Here is a 15,296-nt window from a genome sequence, read left to right as displayed (position 1 = left end):
GTAAGGAACGGCCACCACGGTCATCACGACGCTCGTCCCGGCGGAAACCGCCACCGCGGTTGTCGTCACGACGCTCGAAGCCACGACCACCACGGTCGTCACGACGCTCGAAGGAACGGCCACCACGGTCATCACGACGCTCGTCCCGGCGGAAACCGCCACCGCGGTTGTCGTCACGACGCTCGAAGCCACGACCACCACGGTCGTCCCGGTCCGCCCGGTCGACATCCTGCGCCGCCGGCTGCTCGGGCACGGACACCTCGGCCGCCGCGGCCACCACCGCAGCCTGGGCCTCTGCCACCGCGGCCTCGGGGTCCTCACCCTGCTCGCGGGCGATCCGGGCGATCAGGCGGTCGGCCTCCTCGCGCAGCTCGTTGGCACGCCGCTGCGCCCGCTCCAGCTCCTTGGTGAGCTGAGCGACCTCACGCTCGGCCTGCTGCGCCGCGTTGCCCACCGACTCGGCCTGGACCTCGGTCATCGACCGGGCGCCGGTGATCTCGGCGACCTCCGGGTCGAAGGCGCCGGCGCCCTGGATGATGTGGCGCGAGGCGTCGACGCCCGCGTCCTCCATCAGCCGGAAGATCTGACGCCGCTGGTGCGGCAGCGACAGGGACACGACCGTGCCGGAGCGGCCCGCGCGAGCGGTACGGCCGGAGCGGTGCAGGTAGTCCTTGTGGTCACCGGCCGGGTCCACGTTCAGCACCAGGTCGATGCCGTCGACGTGGATGCCGCGGGCGGCGACGTCGGTCGCGACGAGCGCGTTGACGTAGCCCTTCTTGAAGTCCTCCAGCACGCGGGTGCGCGCACCCTGCGTCATACCGCCGTGCAGCGCGTCGGCCTTCACACCGGCGTCGCACAGCTGCTCGGCGATACGGTCGGCACCCAGCTGCGTGCGGACGAAGATGATCGTGCGGCCCTTGCGGGAGGCGATCGCGGCGGTGACCGGCGCCTTGTCCTTGGGCTTCACGATGAGGATGTGGTGCGACATGGTCGTGACGTTGCCCTGGGCGCTGTCGACCTCGTGCGTGACCGGGTTGCTCAGGTAACGCTTGACCAGGGTGGAGATCTCGTTCTCCATCGTGGCCGAGAACAGCATCCGCTGGCCGCCGGCCGGGACCTGGTCGAGCAGCTCGGTGACCTCGGGCAGGAAGCCCAGGTCGGACATCTGGTCGGCCTCGTCGAGGACGGCGACCTCGACGTTCTCCAGGGAGCAGGCGCCACGGTTGATGATGTCGCGCAGCCGGCCCGGGGTGGCGACGAGGACGTCGACGCCGCGCTCCAGGGCGTAGATCTGGTTGCCCATCGACGTACCGCCGCAGACGACCTTCATCTTCAGGCCGACGACGTCGCCGTAGGGCTGGAGGGCGTCCGCGACCTGCATCGCGAGCTCGCGGGTCGGGGTGAGGATGACCGCGCGCGGCTTGTGCTTCTCGGTGCGGCCGCCGGCGAGACGCGCCAGGGTCGGCAGACCGAACGACAGGGTCTTGCCGGAGCCGGTGCGGCCTCGGCCGAGGATGTCCTTGCCGGCCAGGGCGTCCGGGATGGTCGCGGCCTGGATCGGGAAGGGGGTGGTCACACCGTTCTGCGCGAGCTTGCGCACGACGCCCTCGGGCAGACCGAGGTCCGCGAAAGTGACCTCGGGGGCGTCCTCGACTGCCTCGTTCTCGGGCACGACGACGTGATCAGTACTGGCAATGGACATGCGAATGCGAAACCTTCCGGAGTCTCAGTCGGCACGCGCCCGTCAACTCCGTGATTCGCGAATCGCAATACGACCGCCTCAATGCGGTCCACCACGGCAAGGGAGAGTACGCGCCACACGGCGCGCTCTGCAGTGGCGCCGGGCAAGATGGGATCAAACGATCTGCCACCATACGCACTCCGGGCCCCACAAGGCAAACCGGACTGTGCAGGCAGACAGCGGGCCACCCTCCGAAGGCCGGACAGCACCCACTCCTGCCCAACCACCGCCCAGCCGGGATTGTTCCCGCCCCGAAAGAAAACTTCGCCCCACCCGCGCATCCCCCGCGCCACCGCGCACTCACCCGTGCACCCCCACGCCACCCGCGCATTCCTGGGACACCCATGCACCCCCACGCCACCCACGCACTCCTAGAGGCACCCATGCCCCTACACCGGCGCCACCTACGCATCCCCGCCCCTACGCCGGCGCCCCCGCCTCCGGCGCCGGCTCCCGCTGCTCGAGCTGCGGCCCCGGCGGCTCATGCGCCGACGACGACGGCTCCGGCGTCGGCTCGGGAGACGCCGTCGGCTCCTGCGGCGTCGGCGTGGGCTCCGGTTCGACCGTCCGCGTGGGCGTCGGCGGCACCGGCGGCTTCGGCGTCGGCCGGTCCGGCTTCCCGGGCTTGTCACCCCCCGGCCCGGGCGGGCTCACCTCAGCACTCGGCGACACCTCGGGCGCAGCCGACTTCCCCGCCGCGCCGCCCTTGCCCTTCTTGCCCTTCCCGCCCTTGCCGCGCCCCCGCTCACCATCGGTCCCGACCGCACCCGGATGCGCACCGCCCCCCGACACCGCCGGACCACCCTCGGGCGCCCCGCCACCCCGCTGCCCGGCGGAGTGCGACGGCTTGACGCTCCCGCCCGCATCGTCGTCACCGACACTCATGCAGCCGGCGGCAGCGGCAACCGCCACGACCGTGACGGCCAGTCGGACGGGTACGTACAAGCGGCGCACGGGGCCACCTCCGGAACGGGTGAGGAAGTCAACACCTCCAACTCCCGCCGCCCACAAGAGGACACGCGCCCCTCATTCACAACCCGGTCAGCCGTACCCCAAGGCGTGAAGACGCTCGTCGTCGATGCCGAAATGGTGCGCGATCTCATGCACCACGGTGACCTCCGTCTCAGCCACCACGTCCTCCCGCGACTCACACATCCGCAAAGTCGGGTTCCGGTAAATGGTGATCCGATCCGGCAGCACACCGGCATACCACTCACCCCGGTCGGTCAGCGGAGTCCCCTCATACAGCCCGAGCAGCTCGGGATCCTCCGCCGGCGGCTCGTCCTCGACGAACACCGCGACGTTGTCCATCAGCCGCGTCAACTCCGGCGGGATCCGGTCGAGCGCCTCGGCGACCAGCTCCTCGAACTCCTCACGCGTCATCTCCAGCACAGGCCCATTGTCAGCCACGGCCCCGCCCCACGAGAGCCTCCCGGCGCCGCATATCCGGCCGCACACTTGGGCATACGGGATCAATGGCCCGCGTCCCCGCCGCAGTCCTGAACGCCCTGAACCCCATCCGCAACGCCCCACGCGCCCTGGCCCGCCGCTACCGCTCCCGCCAGGCGCCCACCACCATCGAACTCGTGGCCCAGCCACACCCCTGGACCCGCGCCGCGGGACTCGTGACCGTCGTGCTGTGCGGCGCCTGGCTGGGACTGCTGGTCGTGGGCAACGTCCGGGTCCCGGTCGGCCCCATGGACACCACAATGACACTGCGGCCCTCCCTCACCGGCGGCACCAAGATCAACATCTCACCCCTCGGCGCCCTGCAGCTCGACAGCCACATCGCCCCCGTCCGCCTGGACGTGAACGTGGACCAACTCGACCCCGACCGCTCCCAGGCCCTCGTCGACCACCCCGAACGCCTCTCCGGCCTCCAGGACGAAGTCACCCAGGACGTCGGCCGCGGCACCCTCGACCTGGCCGTACGCTCCAGCGTCGCCGTCGTCGCCGGGGCCACCGCCCTCGGCCTCGCCGTCTACCGCCGACCCCGCCGCGCCCTCGCCGCCGGCGGCCTCGCCCTCACCCTCCTCGCCGCCTCGGGCGGCACGGCCTACGCCACCTGGCGCCCCGACTCCGTCCTCGAACCCAAGTTCTCCGGACTGCTCACCTCAGCCCCCTCCCTGGTCGGCAACGCACGCAGCATCGTCACGGAATTCGACGTCTACCAAAAGGAACTGGCCCGCCTCGTCACCAACGTGACCAAGCTCTACGACGCCACCTCGACACTCCCCGCCTACGCCCCCGACCCCTCCACCATCAGGGTCCTGCACGTCTCCGACATCCACCTCAACCCGGCGAGCTGGAAAATCATCGCCTCGCTCGTGGAGCAGTACAAGATCGACGTGATCGTCGACTCCGGCGACACCATGGACCACGGCACCGCCGCCGAAAACGGCTTCCTGGACCCCATCGAAGACCTCGGCGCCCCCTACGTCTGGGTCCGCGGCAACCACGACTCGATGATCACCCAGCGCTACATGGAGAGCCTGAAGAACGTCCACGTCCTGGACGACGGCAAGGCACAGACGATCAAAGGCCTGCGCTTCGCCGGCATCGGAGACCCGCAGTACACCCCCGACCGCTCACGGCAGACCGGCGCCCGACAGTCCCAAGAACTGGCCGGCGCCCGCCTCGCCACCGCCCTGAGCGACCAGAGCACCGCCGGCACCCCGGTGGACATCGCCGTCGCCCACGAACCCGCCGCCGCCCGCGAAATCGACGGCGAAGCCCCCCTGGCCCTGGCGGGCCACCTGCACCACGACGAGATGGAGCTGCTGCCCTACGGCACCCGGCTGCGCATCGAGGGCTCCACGGGCGGCAGCGGACTGCGCGCCATCGAAGGCAAGCACCCCGACCCCATCGAGGCGTCGATCCTGTACTTCGACCGGGACACCCGCCACCTCCAGGCCTGGGACGAGATCGAACTGGGCGGCCTCGGCCTCACGACGGCGGAGGTCAGCCGCCACCTCCCGGAGGAGAACCAGCCCGGCGCGACACCCTCCCCCACCACCCCCTCGGGGGCCTCCCCGTCGGCCTCCCCCTAAACCGTTTTGGCGATAGCTCCCGCCATCCCATATGCTTCTCACGTCCCCGACGCGCTGAGAAGCGCGCAGGCGGGCCGATAGCCCTCATCGTCTAGCGGCCTAGGACGCCGCCCTTTCAAGGCGGTAGCACGGGTTCGAATCCCGTTGGGGGCACGCACCACCCTGTGCGACACTGTCGTACGAAGCTTGGTCCTGTGGAGCAGTTTGGAGTGCTCGCCACCCTGTCAAGGTGGAGGCCGCGGGTTCAAATCCCGTCAGGACCGCTGAGGTTTCACGTGAAACCTCGTGGCTGGGTAGCTCAGTTGGTACGAGCGATCGCCTGAAAAGCGATAGGTCGCCGGTTCGACCCCGGCCCCAGCCACAGCTAAGGCCCCGATCTGCGGATCGGGGCCTTGTTGTATGCCTTGCGTTACCGCCCCCGTGGTACGAGCGATCGCGTCCGCTACCAGGACCACCCACGGCGGCGTACGAGCGTCCGAGCCCGCTACCCAGAAGGGCCCCGGCTCGCAGCTCGCCCCGCCGATGGCTTCGGGTCAGGTGATCGACCTTCGACCACTCGATCGAATGGCTGCTCGTTCAAGCGCTCGAAGACGGTCTGCGTGCTCTGGTGGAAATCCGTTCGCCTCTGATTTGCGGGGGATGAGATCCTGGATCCCGTATGTCTACGCACCCTGCCCCCGCCCTCGGCGCCCTCGCCCCCCGCCTGTCCGAGTTGTCGCTGCGCGATGCGCACCGGCTCGGGCGCAGGCTCGAAGGTGCGCGCAAGATCCGTAAGCCGGAGGCGCGGGCCGCTGTGCTCGCCGAGATCGAGGCGGAGGTCGGCAGGGCGGAGGAGCGGATGGCCGGTCGGCGTGCGCTCGTGCCCGAGGTCACGTATCCCGAGCAGCTGCCGGTCAGCCAGAAGAAGGATGCGATCGCCGAGGCCATTCGCGATCACCAGGTCGTGATCGTCGCCGGCGAGACCGGTTCCGGCAAGACGACGCAGATTCCCAAGATCTGTCTTGAGCTGGGGCGCGGTGTGCGGGGCATGATCGGGCACACGCAGCCGCGCAGGATCGCGGCCCGGACGGTTGCCGAGCGGGTTGCCGAGGAGCTGGACACTCCGCTCGGCGGGGCGGTGGGCTGGAAGGTCCGTTTCACTGATCAGGTGGATCCGGATGCCACGTTCGTCAAGCTGATGACGGACGGCATCCTGCTGGCCGAGATCCAGACGGATCGTGAGCTGCGTGCCTACGACACGATCATCATCGACGAGGCGCACGAGCGGTCTCTCAACATCGACTTCTTGCTCGGGTATCTGGCTCAGCTGCTGCCGAAGCGCCCTGATCTCAAGGTCGTCATCACCTCGGCCACGATCGACCCCGAGCGCTTCTCGCGGCATTTCGGTGATGCGCCGATCGTCGAGGTCAGTGGCCGTACGTATCCGGTGGAGGTGCGCTACCGGCCGCTGCTGGAGGAGGACGGGGACGACGCCGACCGTGATCAGATCACCGCGATCACGGATGCCGTGGAGGAGCTTCAGAGGGAGGGGAAGGGCGACATCCTGGTCTTTCTCTCCGGTGAGCGGGAGATCCGGGACACGGCGGACGCCCTCACCAAGAAGAACTACCGGTTCACAGAGGTCCTGCCGCTCTACGCCCGGCTCTCCCATGCGGAGCAGCATCGGGTGTTCCAGCAGCACAGCGGCCGCAGGATCGTTCTGGCCACGAATGTCGCCGAGACCTCGCTGACGGTTCCGGGCATCAAGTATGTGATCGACCCGGGTTTTGCGCGGATCTCGCGTTACAGCCATCGTACGAAGGTTCAGCGGCTGCCCATCGAGCCGGTGTCGCAGGCGAGTGCCAACCAGCGCAAGGGCCGCTGTGGGCGTACGTCCGACGGTATCTGTATCCGGCTGTACAGCGAGGACGACTTCAACGCGCGTCCGGAGTTCACGGATGCGGAGATCCTCCGGACGAACCTCGCTTCCGTGATCCTGCAGATGACGGCGGCCGGTCTCGGTGACATCGAGAAGTTCCCCTTCATCGATCCGCCGGACCACCGCAACATCCGCGACGGTGTCCAGCTGCTCCAGGAGCTGAACGCCCTGGACCCGGCGCAGAAGGACCCCCGCAAACGGCTCACGGACACCGGCCGCAAGCTGGCGCAGCTGCCCGTCGACCCCCGGCTGGCCCGGATGGTCCTGGAGGCGGACAAGAACGGCTGTGTGCGCGAGGTCATGGTGATAGCCGCCGCGCTGTCCATCCAGGATCCGCGTGAGCGCCCCGCGGACAAGCAGACGCAGGCCGATCAGCAGCACGCGCGCTTCAAGGACGAGACCAGCGACTTCCTCGCGTACCTCAACCTCTGGCGCTATCTCCGTGAGCAGCAGAAGGAGCGCGGGTCGTCCTCGTTCCGCCGGATGTGCAAGCAGGAGTACCTCAACTTCCTTCGCATTCGCGAATGGCAGGACATCTACTCGCAGTTGCGTACGGTCGCGAAGCAGATGGGCATCCATCTCAACGAGGACGACGCCCCGGCCGACCGCATCCACCTTTCCCTCTTGGCCGGCCTGCTGTCGCACATCGGCATGAAGGACGTGAAGGACGGCGCGAAGAACGAGTATCTGGGCGCCCGGAACGCCAAGTTCGCGGTCTTTCCCGGGTCGGCCCTCTTCAAGAAGCCTCCGCGTTTCGTGATGTCCGCCGAGCTCGTGGAGACGTCCCGCCTGTGGGCGCGTGTCAACGCGAAGATCGAGCCCGAGTGGGTCGAGCCCCTCGCGGCGCACCTGGTCAAGCGCACCTACAGTGAGCCGCATTGGGAGAAGGACCAGGCCGCGGTGATGGCGTACGAGAAGGTCACGCTGTACGGCGTGCCGATCGTGGCGCAGCGGAAGGTCAATTACGGGCGGATCGACGCGGAGATCAGCCGTGAGCTGTTCATCCGGAACGCGCTGGTGGAGGGTGACTGGCGTACGCACCACAAGTTCTTCTCGGACAACCGCCGTCTCCTCACCGAGGTGGAGGAGCTGGAGCACCGGGCCCGGCGCCGGGACATCCTGGTCGACGACGAGACGCTGTTCGACTTCTACGACCAGCGGATTCCCGAACACGTGGTCTCCGGGGCCCACTTCGACTCGTGGTGGAAGCGCAAGCGGCACGAGCAGCCCGACTTTCTCGACTTCGAGCGCGAGATGCTCATCAACGAGAAGGCGGGCGAGGTCACCAAGGCGGACTATCCCGACTCGTGGCGTCAGGGGAATCTGAAGTTCCGGGTGACGTACCAGTTCGAGCCGGGGGCGGACGCCGACGGCGTGACGGTGCACATTCCGCTCCAGGTGCTCAACCAGGTCACGGACGAGGGCTTCGACTGGCAGATCCCGGGGTTGCGCGAGGAGCTGGTGACGGAGCTGATCCGGTCTCTGCCCAAACCGATCCGGCGGAACTACGTCCCCGCGCCGAACTTCGCGAAGGCGTTCCTGGAGCGGGCCGTGCCCCTTCAGGAGCCTTTGACGGCGACGATGACCCGTGAGCTGCGGCTCATGGTCGGCGTGCCCTTCGAGGCGGACGACTTCGACCTGTCCAAGGTCCCCGACCATTTGAAGGTCACGTTCCGGATCGTCGACGAGCGGCGCCGCAAACTGGCCGAGGACAAGGATCTGGAGGCGCTGAAGCTCAAGCTGCGTCCGAAGGCCCGCAAGGCGCTCTCCCAGGCGGCCGCGGCGACGGCGGAACGCTCGGGCGGTGAGTCCCTGGAGCGCTCGGGCCTGACCGACTGGACGATCGGCACGCTCAGCCGGGTCTTCGAGACCCGCAGGGCCGGTCAGCCGGTGAAGGCGTATCCGGCGCTGGTCGACGACGGCGACACGGTTTCCGTGCGCCTCTTCGACACGGAGGCGGAGCAGGCGCAGGCGATGTGGAAGGGCACGCGCCGGCTGATCCTGCGCAACATCCCGGTGAATCCGGCGAAGTTCGCGAGCGATCGCCTGACGAACGCGCAGAAGCTGGCGTTGTCCGCGAATCCGCACGGCTCGATCCAGGGTCTGTTCGACGACTGCGCGATGGCGGCCGCCGACAAGCTGATCGGGGACTTCGGCGGTCCGGCGTGGGACGAGGAGTCGTACCGGAAGCTGTACGACAGGGTGCGTGCCGAGATCGTCGACACGACAGTCCGTACGGTGGGCCAGGTGCAGCAGGTCCTGGCTGCCTGGCAGGCCTGTGAGCGGCGCCTGAAGGCCGTGCGCAGCCCGGCGCTGCTGGCGAACCTCCAGGACGTACGGGGGCAGCTGGACGCCCTCGTGAAGCCGGGCTTCGTGACGGAGGCGGGGCTGCGGCGCCTGCCGGACCTGATGCGCTATCTGGTGGCGGCCGACCGGCGTCTGCAGCAGATGCCGACGAACGTCCAGCGGGACACCACGCGGATGCAGAAGGTCCAGGAGATGCGGGACGAGTACGCCTGGCTGCTGGAGCAGCTGCCGCAGGGCCGGCCGGTCCCGTCGTCGGTGCTGGACATCCGCTGGATGATCGAGGAGCTCCGGGTGAGCTATTTCGCCCACGCGCTGGGCACGGCGTACCCCGTGTCCGACAAGCGGATCGTGAAGGCGATCGACGCGGCGGCGCCGTGACGGGACCGGCACGCTGGGTGAGTTCGACCCGGGGCTCACCCTCCTGTACAGTCTCTTCTCGCAGCGCAACGCACGAATAGCGCCGCGAAACCTGGTCCTGTGGAGCAGTTTGGAGTGCTCGCCACCCTGTCAAGGTGGAGGCCGCGGGTTCAAATCCCGTCAGGACCGCAGTGAGAGAAGAGGGCCCGCCCCCGCAAGGGTGCGGGCCCTCTCGCATCCCCGGCCCCTACCCCCGCCACCCGGTCGAGGTGCAGGCCGCGCCCGCGGCGCAGCCGCCATCGAATACAGCAAATCCCGTCAGGACCGCAGTGAGAGAGCCCGGATCTTCGGATGCGGGCTCTTTGCGTTGCGTCCGGGCCTTCGAGAACCGGCCCCTTTCGTACGTCTGGGCTCCGCAGCTGTTTCCGGGCCCGTACACGCCGTCTTGACGGCCCCTCAATCCCTCGGTACCCCAGAACCAGGGCCGTTCCTCGTACGGCCTCTTGGAGGTGGCGTATGGCGGCAGCGGCCAGGCACGAGACGCGGGCCCTGCTCCGCGCGCACCTGTCGGCCGCGTCGTCGTACGGGCACCTCACGCGGCGCTGCCCGATCTGCCACCGACTGCTGCGGCTGGCGATGGAGTCCGCTCCGCGCACCACCCGGACCGCGGCTCCGGCCCCGCCCCCGCCGCCCCAAGAGGACGAGAGCCCTGCGCCGGCCTGATCCACGAGGGGTCCCAACACCCGTACGCACGCGGGTCGCTGGAGAGGGAGGCTCCCTTACCGCAGCCGAGGCGGAGCTAACAAGCCGCTTGGTATGTGACGGGTGTCACCGTATGAGTTTTGGGAAAGGGGTTACTTACCCCCCTCCTACAATGGGTCAATTTAATATGTGCAATTGCACCCCGTCCGGGGTGTCACGCACAGGCGACCCGACACCCCTCCCCAGGCTCCTACAAGGCCGCTCACAGCCGGATCGGCAGAACCGTCGCGGGCGCACAAAAAAGATCGCGCTGGACCCGGCGGAGTCCAGCGCGATCGACGACGCACCCTGTTGTATGCCTGAGAAGCTCTGACTGGCGTGGGCGTGGGGCCTGTTGGGGCAGGACCCGCGTCGCTTGGAGCTGCGGTTCCGGGCGCCGCGACCAGTGGGGGACCGGCCGGTTTTGCCCGGTTATTCAGTTGTTCAGGCCTCGCTGCGCTGCTGCGGGATGCCCGCGAGCAGAGCGCGGACCTCGGCCTCGCGGTAGCGCCGATGCCCGCCGAGCGTGCGGATCGACGTGAGCTTGCCGGCCTTCGCCCACCGCGTGACCGTCTTCGGGTCCACACGGAACATGGTGGCGACCTCAGCCGGGGTCAGCAGCGGCTCGGCATCAGGGGTGCGAGCGGTCATGAGCGGCCTCCTCGGGAGAACCGAACCTTCTCGGTTCTTTCCTCTAAATTCTGCACCTTGACCCGCGTTGCCCGAAATGGCGGACGCGAGTCGAGTCGGTTATAGGACGAACGGCTTGTCCTCGGCACTACAACTACACCATCTGTCCAGCCGCGTCGGCCAAACCGATGGAATTGCCCCTCCAGGTGTTCATCAGCGACGGAAGCCGATGGACCATGCCATAGCGGACAGTCACACCGCTGTGACGATCAGTCACAGGGTGATCAGGAAGTCACCAGACCCCCCAAAGCGTGCAATGCTGAGATTCCGCCCATAGTGCAGCACCATGGGACGGAAGGAGCCCTCCCCGGACTCCTTGTCCTATTTTGGCATGAGGAGGGGCAAGGGACGCAAGAGCCTCGTACGTGTAGTCCGTCACGCTTGGCCTACTTGAGAGGTCTGCCCGGATCGGGCCCTACGTCCCTTGTTGACGAAGCCTCAGGAGAAGCACGGCCCGCTTCAGGAACTCGGTGCGAGGACGAAACCCCAAATCGGGCGGTTCGTCAAACGTCAGTTCGTGACCGAATGCGAGCGGTGTGTACGGACATCATGGTCAGGGGTCAGTTGGCCGACCGCAGATCCCGCACGGAGCGCCAGCGCTCCACGAGCCGGGCGTACGCCTTCCCCGCGGCCTCCCCGTCTCCCCTGCTCAGGGCGGCGATGCCCTCGGCCACGTCCGCGGCCGAGTGATCGTCCTCCAGCGCCCCCGCCGGCAGCGCGTGCACGAGGCCGCCGTAGTCCAGCTCCACGAGGGAGCGCGGGTGGAACTCCTCGAGCCAGCGCCCGACGTCCATCAGGCCGTCGATCAGCGGACCTTCGTCCATGGCCTCCTTCAGGGCGCGCAGGCCCCGGGCCACGCGCCGGCGGGCCTGGACCATGGGGGTGCGGTAGCGCAGCACCGGTGGGCCGCCGGCCGAGGCGCCGCTGTCGTACTCGCGCTCCTCGTCGGAGACCAGGACGAACCAGTTGATCGGCACCTGCCAGGTGGCCGTGCGGATCCACGGCCGGGCGTCCGGGTTGATCGCCAGCCAGCGCTCGTAGTCCTGGGCCGCCTGGCGCCGCAGGACGGGGGGCAGGACCGCGTCCATCACCGGCGGGGGGAGCTCCTCGGAGAGCTCGTCCAGGGCCAGCCAGCCGCGCAGCCGGGTGCGCCAGGGGCAGATACAGACGACGCCTTCGACGTCGAGCACGAAGGCGTCCTCGCTCTCGTGCACCGGCACCGGGACCGGCGGGACCGGCGCCAAGTCGGCCAGCGCACGGCGGAGTTCGTCCTGGTACGTGGGACGGTCGGCACGGCGGGCGTAGCGGGCCCACTGGCTGCGCTCCGGCTCGGGGAAGGCGGCCAGCGGTTCGTACACGCGCAGGTAGGTCGCGTAGGGGACGATCACCGAGGTCACCTTGGGCACGCCTGCTCCCTCCCCCGCGCACCGCCGTGAAAACCTGCGGAACCCACTCACGATCGCGCGGGAAATCTATGCAAATCGTCGCACGGGTGTACTCCGGTCGGAGGTGATCCTGTGCTGTGTGCGGTCGGCGGGCCCGCCAGGCTCTAATCTCATGCTCAACAGTCCCCGCCACCCGCACGAGGGCTGGTCTCCACCCGCCGCACCTACTCAGGAGTCACCACAGTGACCGACGTAACCGGCGCACCTGCTGATGTACTGCACACCCTGTTCCACTCGGACCAGGGCGGACATGAGCAAGTCGTGCTCTGCCAGGACCGCGCGAGCGGCCTCAAGGCCGTCATCGCCCTCCACTCCACCGCCCTGGGCCCCGCGCTCGGCGGTACGCGCTTCTACCCGTACGCGAACGAGGCGGAGGCCGTCGCCGACGCGCTGAACCTCGCCCGCGGCATGTCGTACAAGAACGCCATGGCCGGTCTCGACCACGGCGGCGGCAAGGCCGTGATCATCGGCGACCCGGAGAAGATCAAGAGCGAGGAGCTCCTCCTCGCCTACGGCCGGTTCGTGGCCTCGCTCGGCGGCCGGTACGTCACCGCCTGCGACGTCGGTACGTACGTCGCCGACATGGACGTCGTGGCCCGCGAGTGCCGCTGGACGACCGGCCGCTCCCCCGAGAACGGCGGTGCCGGTGACTCCTCCGTCCTGACCGCCTACGGCGTCTACCAGGGCATGCGCGCCTCCGCGCAGCACCTGTGGGGCGACCCCTCGCTGCGCGGCCGCAAGGTCGGCATCGCCGGTGTCGGCAAGGTCGGCCACCACCTGGTGGAGCACCTGCGGGCGGAAGGCGCCGAGGTCGTCATCACGGACGTGCGCGAGGACGCCGTGGGCCGCATCCTCGCCGCCCACCCGACGGGCGTCACGGCCGTCGCCGACACCGCCACCCTGATCCGCGTCGAGGGCCTCGACATCTACGCCCCCTGCGCGCTCGGCGGTGCCCTGAACGACGACACCGTGCCGGCGCTGACCGCCAAGGTCGTCTGCGGCGCCGCCAACAACCAGCTCGCCCACCCGGGCGTGGAGAAGGACCTCGCCGACCGCGGGATCCTCTACGCGCCGGACTACGTGGTCAACGCCGGCGGGGTCATCCAGGTCGCGGACGAGCTGCACGGCTTCGACTTCGAGCGGTGCAAGGCGAAGGCGTCGAAGATCTTCGACACCACGCTGGCCATATTCGCACGTGCGAAGGAGGACGGCATTCCGCCCGCCGCGGCGGCCGACCGGATCGCCGAGCAGCGGATGCACGACGCGACCCTGGCCCGCCGGGTGCGCTGACCCGGGCGCTGCGGGACTGATCCAGGAAGTCTCGTACGTTTGGCCGGTACCCGTCGGTGGGCAGTTAGAGAGAACTCTCACTTCTACCGGCGGGTCGACCGCCGATAAGTGGTTAAAATCGCGGTTGACCAGCGAGGACGGGGCGCCTCGAAGGTCCTGGGCGCGGGCACGTCATGCGGGCGACGTACCGTATGGGCGCGGGCTCAGGTACCGTGGAAGCCCTACGGACCGGTCTCTCCGCGGAGAGTCCGTGCCGGACCATGAACGCGTGTCAAGACTCTGGGGCCGTCGAGCCCCGTCGTTGAGGGGGTCGAGCCATGGGGCGCGGCCGGGCCAAGGCCAAGCAGACGAAGGTCGCCCGCCAGCTGAAGTACAACAGCGGTGGGACTGACCTCTCACGCCTGGCCGAGGAGCTGGGTGCATCGCCTTCGAATCCGCAGCCGCCTAACGGCGAGCCGTTCGAAGACGATGATCAGGACGAGGACCTGTACGCACGGTACGCCGACCTCTACGACGAGGACGACGACGACGAGGACGGCCAGTCCTCGCAGCATCGTCGCGGCGCTTGACCCTGCACTAGAGCATTAACCCGGTCGGTGACTCCGGTCACCGACCGGGTTCTGTGCTGCCTGCAGGGCGAGACCGCCGTGTCTCAGCTCGCGTAGTCACCGATCAGGGCGGCACCAGTGGTGTGCTCGCCCCGGTCAGTGATCTCTCCGGCCACCCAGGCGTCCACGCCACGGTCGGCGAGGGTCGCCAGGGCCACGTCCACGGACTCCTGCGGCACGATCGCGATCATGCCGACGCCCATGTTCAGGGTCTTCTCGAGCTCCAGGCGCTCGACGCTGCCCGTGCGGCCGACCAGGTCGAAGATCGGGGCCGGGGTCCAGGTGGAGCGGTCGACGATCGCGTGCAGCTCGTCGGGGACGACCCGGGCGAGGTTGGCCGCGAGGCCGCCACCGGTGATGTGGCTGAAAGCGTGCACCTCTGTGGTGCGCATGAGGGCCAGGCAGTCCAGCGAGTAGATCTTCGTGGGTTCCAGCAGCTCCTCGCCGAGGGTGCGGCCGAGCTCCTCGATGTGCGCGTCCAGCGCCAGGCCCGCCTGGTTCAGCAGGACGTGACGGACGAGCGAGTACCCGTTCGAGTGAAGCCCGGAGGACGCCATGGCGATCACCGCGTCACCCGTCCGGATGCGCTCGGCGCCGAGCAGCCGGTCGGCCTCCACGACGCCCGTACCGGCTCCGGCGACGTCGAAGTCGTCCTCGCCCAGCAGGCCCGGGTGCTCGGCCGTCTCGCCGCCGACCAGGGCGCATCCGGCCAGGACACAGCCTTCGGCGATGCCCTTGACGATGGCGGCGACCCGCTCGGGGTGGACCTTGCCGACGCAGATGTAGTCGGTCATGAACAGCGGCTCGGCGCCGCAGACCACGATGTCGTCCATGACCATGGCGACCAGGTCGTGGCCGATGGAGTCGTAGACGCCCAGCTGCCGGGCGATGTCGACCTTGGTGCCGACGCCGTCCGTGGCGGAGGCGAGCAGCGGCCGCTCGTAGTTCTTCAGGGCGGAGGCGTCGAAGAGGCCGGCGAAGCCGCCGAGGCCGCCGAGGACCTCGGGGCGCTGGGCCTTCTTCACCCACTCCTTCATCAGTTCGACGGCGCGGTCGCCCGCTTCGATGTCGACGCCCGCGGCTGCGTAGCTGGCACCAGTTGTGTCAGGCATGACGATGAGAACCTTCGTGTTGTACGGCAGGTGGTAC

11 protein-coding genes and 4 tRNA genes are annotated in these 15,296 nt (G+C 68.8%); 9 read left to right on the top strand and 6 right to left on the bottom strand.

Annotated elements, in window-relative coordinates:
* The 3 genes from AB0B29_RS21415 to AB0B29_RS21405 all read right to left on the bottom strand — a co-directional run.
* Positions 1-1,702 (bottom strand): DEAD/DEAH box helicase (locus AB0B29_RS21415; RefSeq protein ID WP_362241931.1); only part of this gene is annotated, 1,702 nt, incomplete at its 3' end.
* 459 nt (positions 1,703-2,161) lie between these two features.
* On the bottom strand, positions 2,162-2,695 hold the full coding sequence (locus AB0B29_RS21410) for a hypothetical protein (RefSeq protein WP_362241928.1): 534 nt from the start codon (positions 2,693-2,695) through the stop codon (positions 2,162-2,164).
* Between the two features lie 87 nt (positions 2,696-2,782).
* A complete protein-coding gene (locus tag AB0B29_RS21405; protein WP_362241925.1) occupies positions 2,783-3,133 on the bottom strand; it encodes a metallopeptidase family protein in 351 nt (116 codons plus the stop codon).
* Positions 3,134-3,216: 83 nt separating this feature from the next.
* On the opposite strand from AB0B29_RS21405, the gene AB0B29_RS21400 reads away from it, so the two are divergent.
* From AB0B29_RS21400 to AB0B29_RS21370, 7 genes are all read left to right on the top strand, one after another.
* On the top strand, positions 3,217-4,791 hold the full coding sequence (locus tag AB0B29_RS21400) for a metallophosphoesterase family protein (protein WP_362241922.1): 1,575 nt from the start codon (positions 3,217-3,219) through the stop codon (positions 4,789-4,791).
* 80 nt (positions 4,792-4,871) lie between these two features.
* Positions 4,872-4,944, top strand: a tRNA-Glu gene (locus AB0B29_RS21395).
* A gap of 35 nt (positions 4,945-4,979) precedes the next feature.
* A tRNA-Asp gene (locus AB0B29_RS21390) sits at positions 4,980-5,054 on the top strand.
* 24 nt (positions 5,055-5,078) lie between these two features.
* Positions 5,079-5,152: transfer RNA gene (locus AB0B29_RS21385), tRNA-Phe, on the top strand.
* Between the two features lie 297 nt (positions 5,153-5,449).
* The gene (gene hrpA / locus AB0B29_RS21380) at positions 5,450-9,394 is read left to right on the top strand and encodes an ATP-dependent RNA helicase HrpA (protein WP_362241919.1); all 3,945 of its coding nucleotides are present in this window, start codon (positions 5,450-5,452) and stop codon (positions 9,392-9,394) included.
* A 93-nt stretch (positions 9,395-9,487) separates the two neighbouring features.
* Positions 9,488-9,562 (top strand) — tRNA-Asp (locus tag AB0B29_RS21375).
* Between the two features lie 327 nt (positions 9,563-9,889).
* The gene (locus AB0B29_RS21370) at positions 9,890-10,096 is read left to right on the top strand and encodes a DUF6274 family protein (protein ID WP_362241916.1); all 207 of its coding nucleotides are present in this window, start codon (positions 9,890-9,892) and stop codon (positions 10,094-10,096) included.
* A gap of 462 nt (positions 10,097-10,558) precedes the next feature.
* Here AB0B29_RS21370 and bldC read toward each other — a convergent pair whose 3' ends face one another.
* Both bldC and AB0B29_RS21360 read right to left on the bottom strand, forming a co-directional pair.
* The gene (bldC, locus tag AB0B29_RS21365; RefSeq protein ID WP_003949541.1) at positions 10,559-10,765 is read right to left on the bottom strand and encodes a developmental transcriptional regulator BldC; all 207 of its coding nucleotides are present in this window, start codon (positions 10,763-10,765) and stop codon (positions 10,559-10,561) included.
* 599 nt (positions 10,766-11,364) lie between these two features.
* Entirely contained in the window at positions 11,365-12,210 is an 846-nt protein-coding gene (locus AB0B29_RS21360; RefSeq protein ID WP_362241913.1) for a hypothetical protein, read from the bottom strand.
* Between the two features lie 222 nt (positions 12,211-12,432).
* Between AB0B29_RS21360 and AB0B29_RS21355 the strand changes: the two genes are divergently transcribed.
* Complete coding sequence (locus AB0B29_RS21355) at positions 12,433-13,539, top strand: Leu/Phe/Val dehydrogenase (RefSeq protein WP_362241910.1); 1,107 nt, start codon at positions 12,433-12,435, stop codon at positions 13,537-13,539.
* A 317-nt stretch (positions 13,540-13,856) separates the two neighbouring features.
* Positions 13,857-14,108 carry a DUF3073 domain-containing protein gene (locus tag AB0B29_RS21350; protein WP_362241907.1) on the top strand — a complete coding sequence of 84 codons (252 nt, stop codon included), beginning with the start codon at positions 13,857-13,859 and terminating at the stop codon, positions 14,106-14,108.
* Positions 14,109-14,191: 83 nt separating this feature from the next.
* On the opposite strand, the gene purM is transcribed toward AB0B29_RS21350, so the two are convergent.
* Entirely contained in the window at positions 14,192-15,259 is a 1,068-nt protein-coding gene (gene purM, locus AB0B29_RS21345) for a phosphoribosylformylglycinamidine cyclo-ligase (RefSeq protein WP_362241904.1), read from the bottom strand.
* Between the last annotated feature and the right edge of the window lie 37 nt (positions 15,260-15,296).

This window comes from Streptomyces tibetensis (genome assembly GCF_040647715.1).
GTDB classification, from domain to species: domain Bacteria; phylum Actinomycetota; class Actinomycetes; order Streptomycetales; family Streptomycetaceae; genus Streptomyces; species Streptomyces tibetensis_A.
The sequence above is the reverse complement of the archived record's forward strand: the minus strand, read 5'-3'. Positions and strand labels throughout refer to the sequence as shown.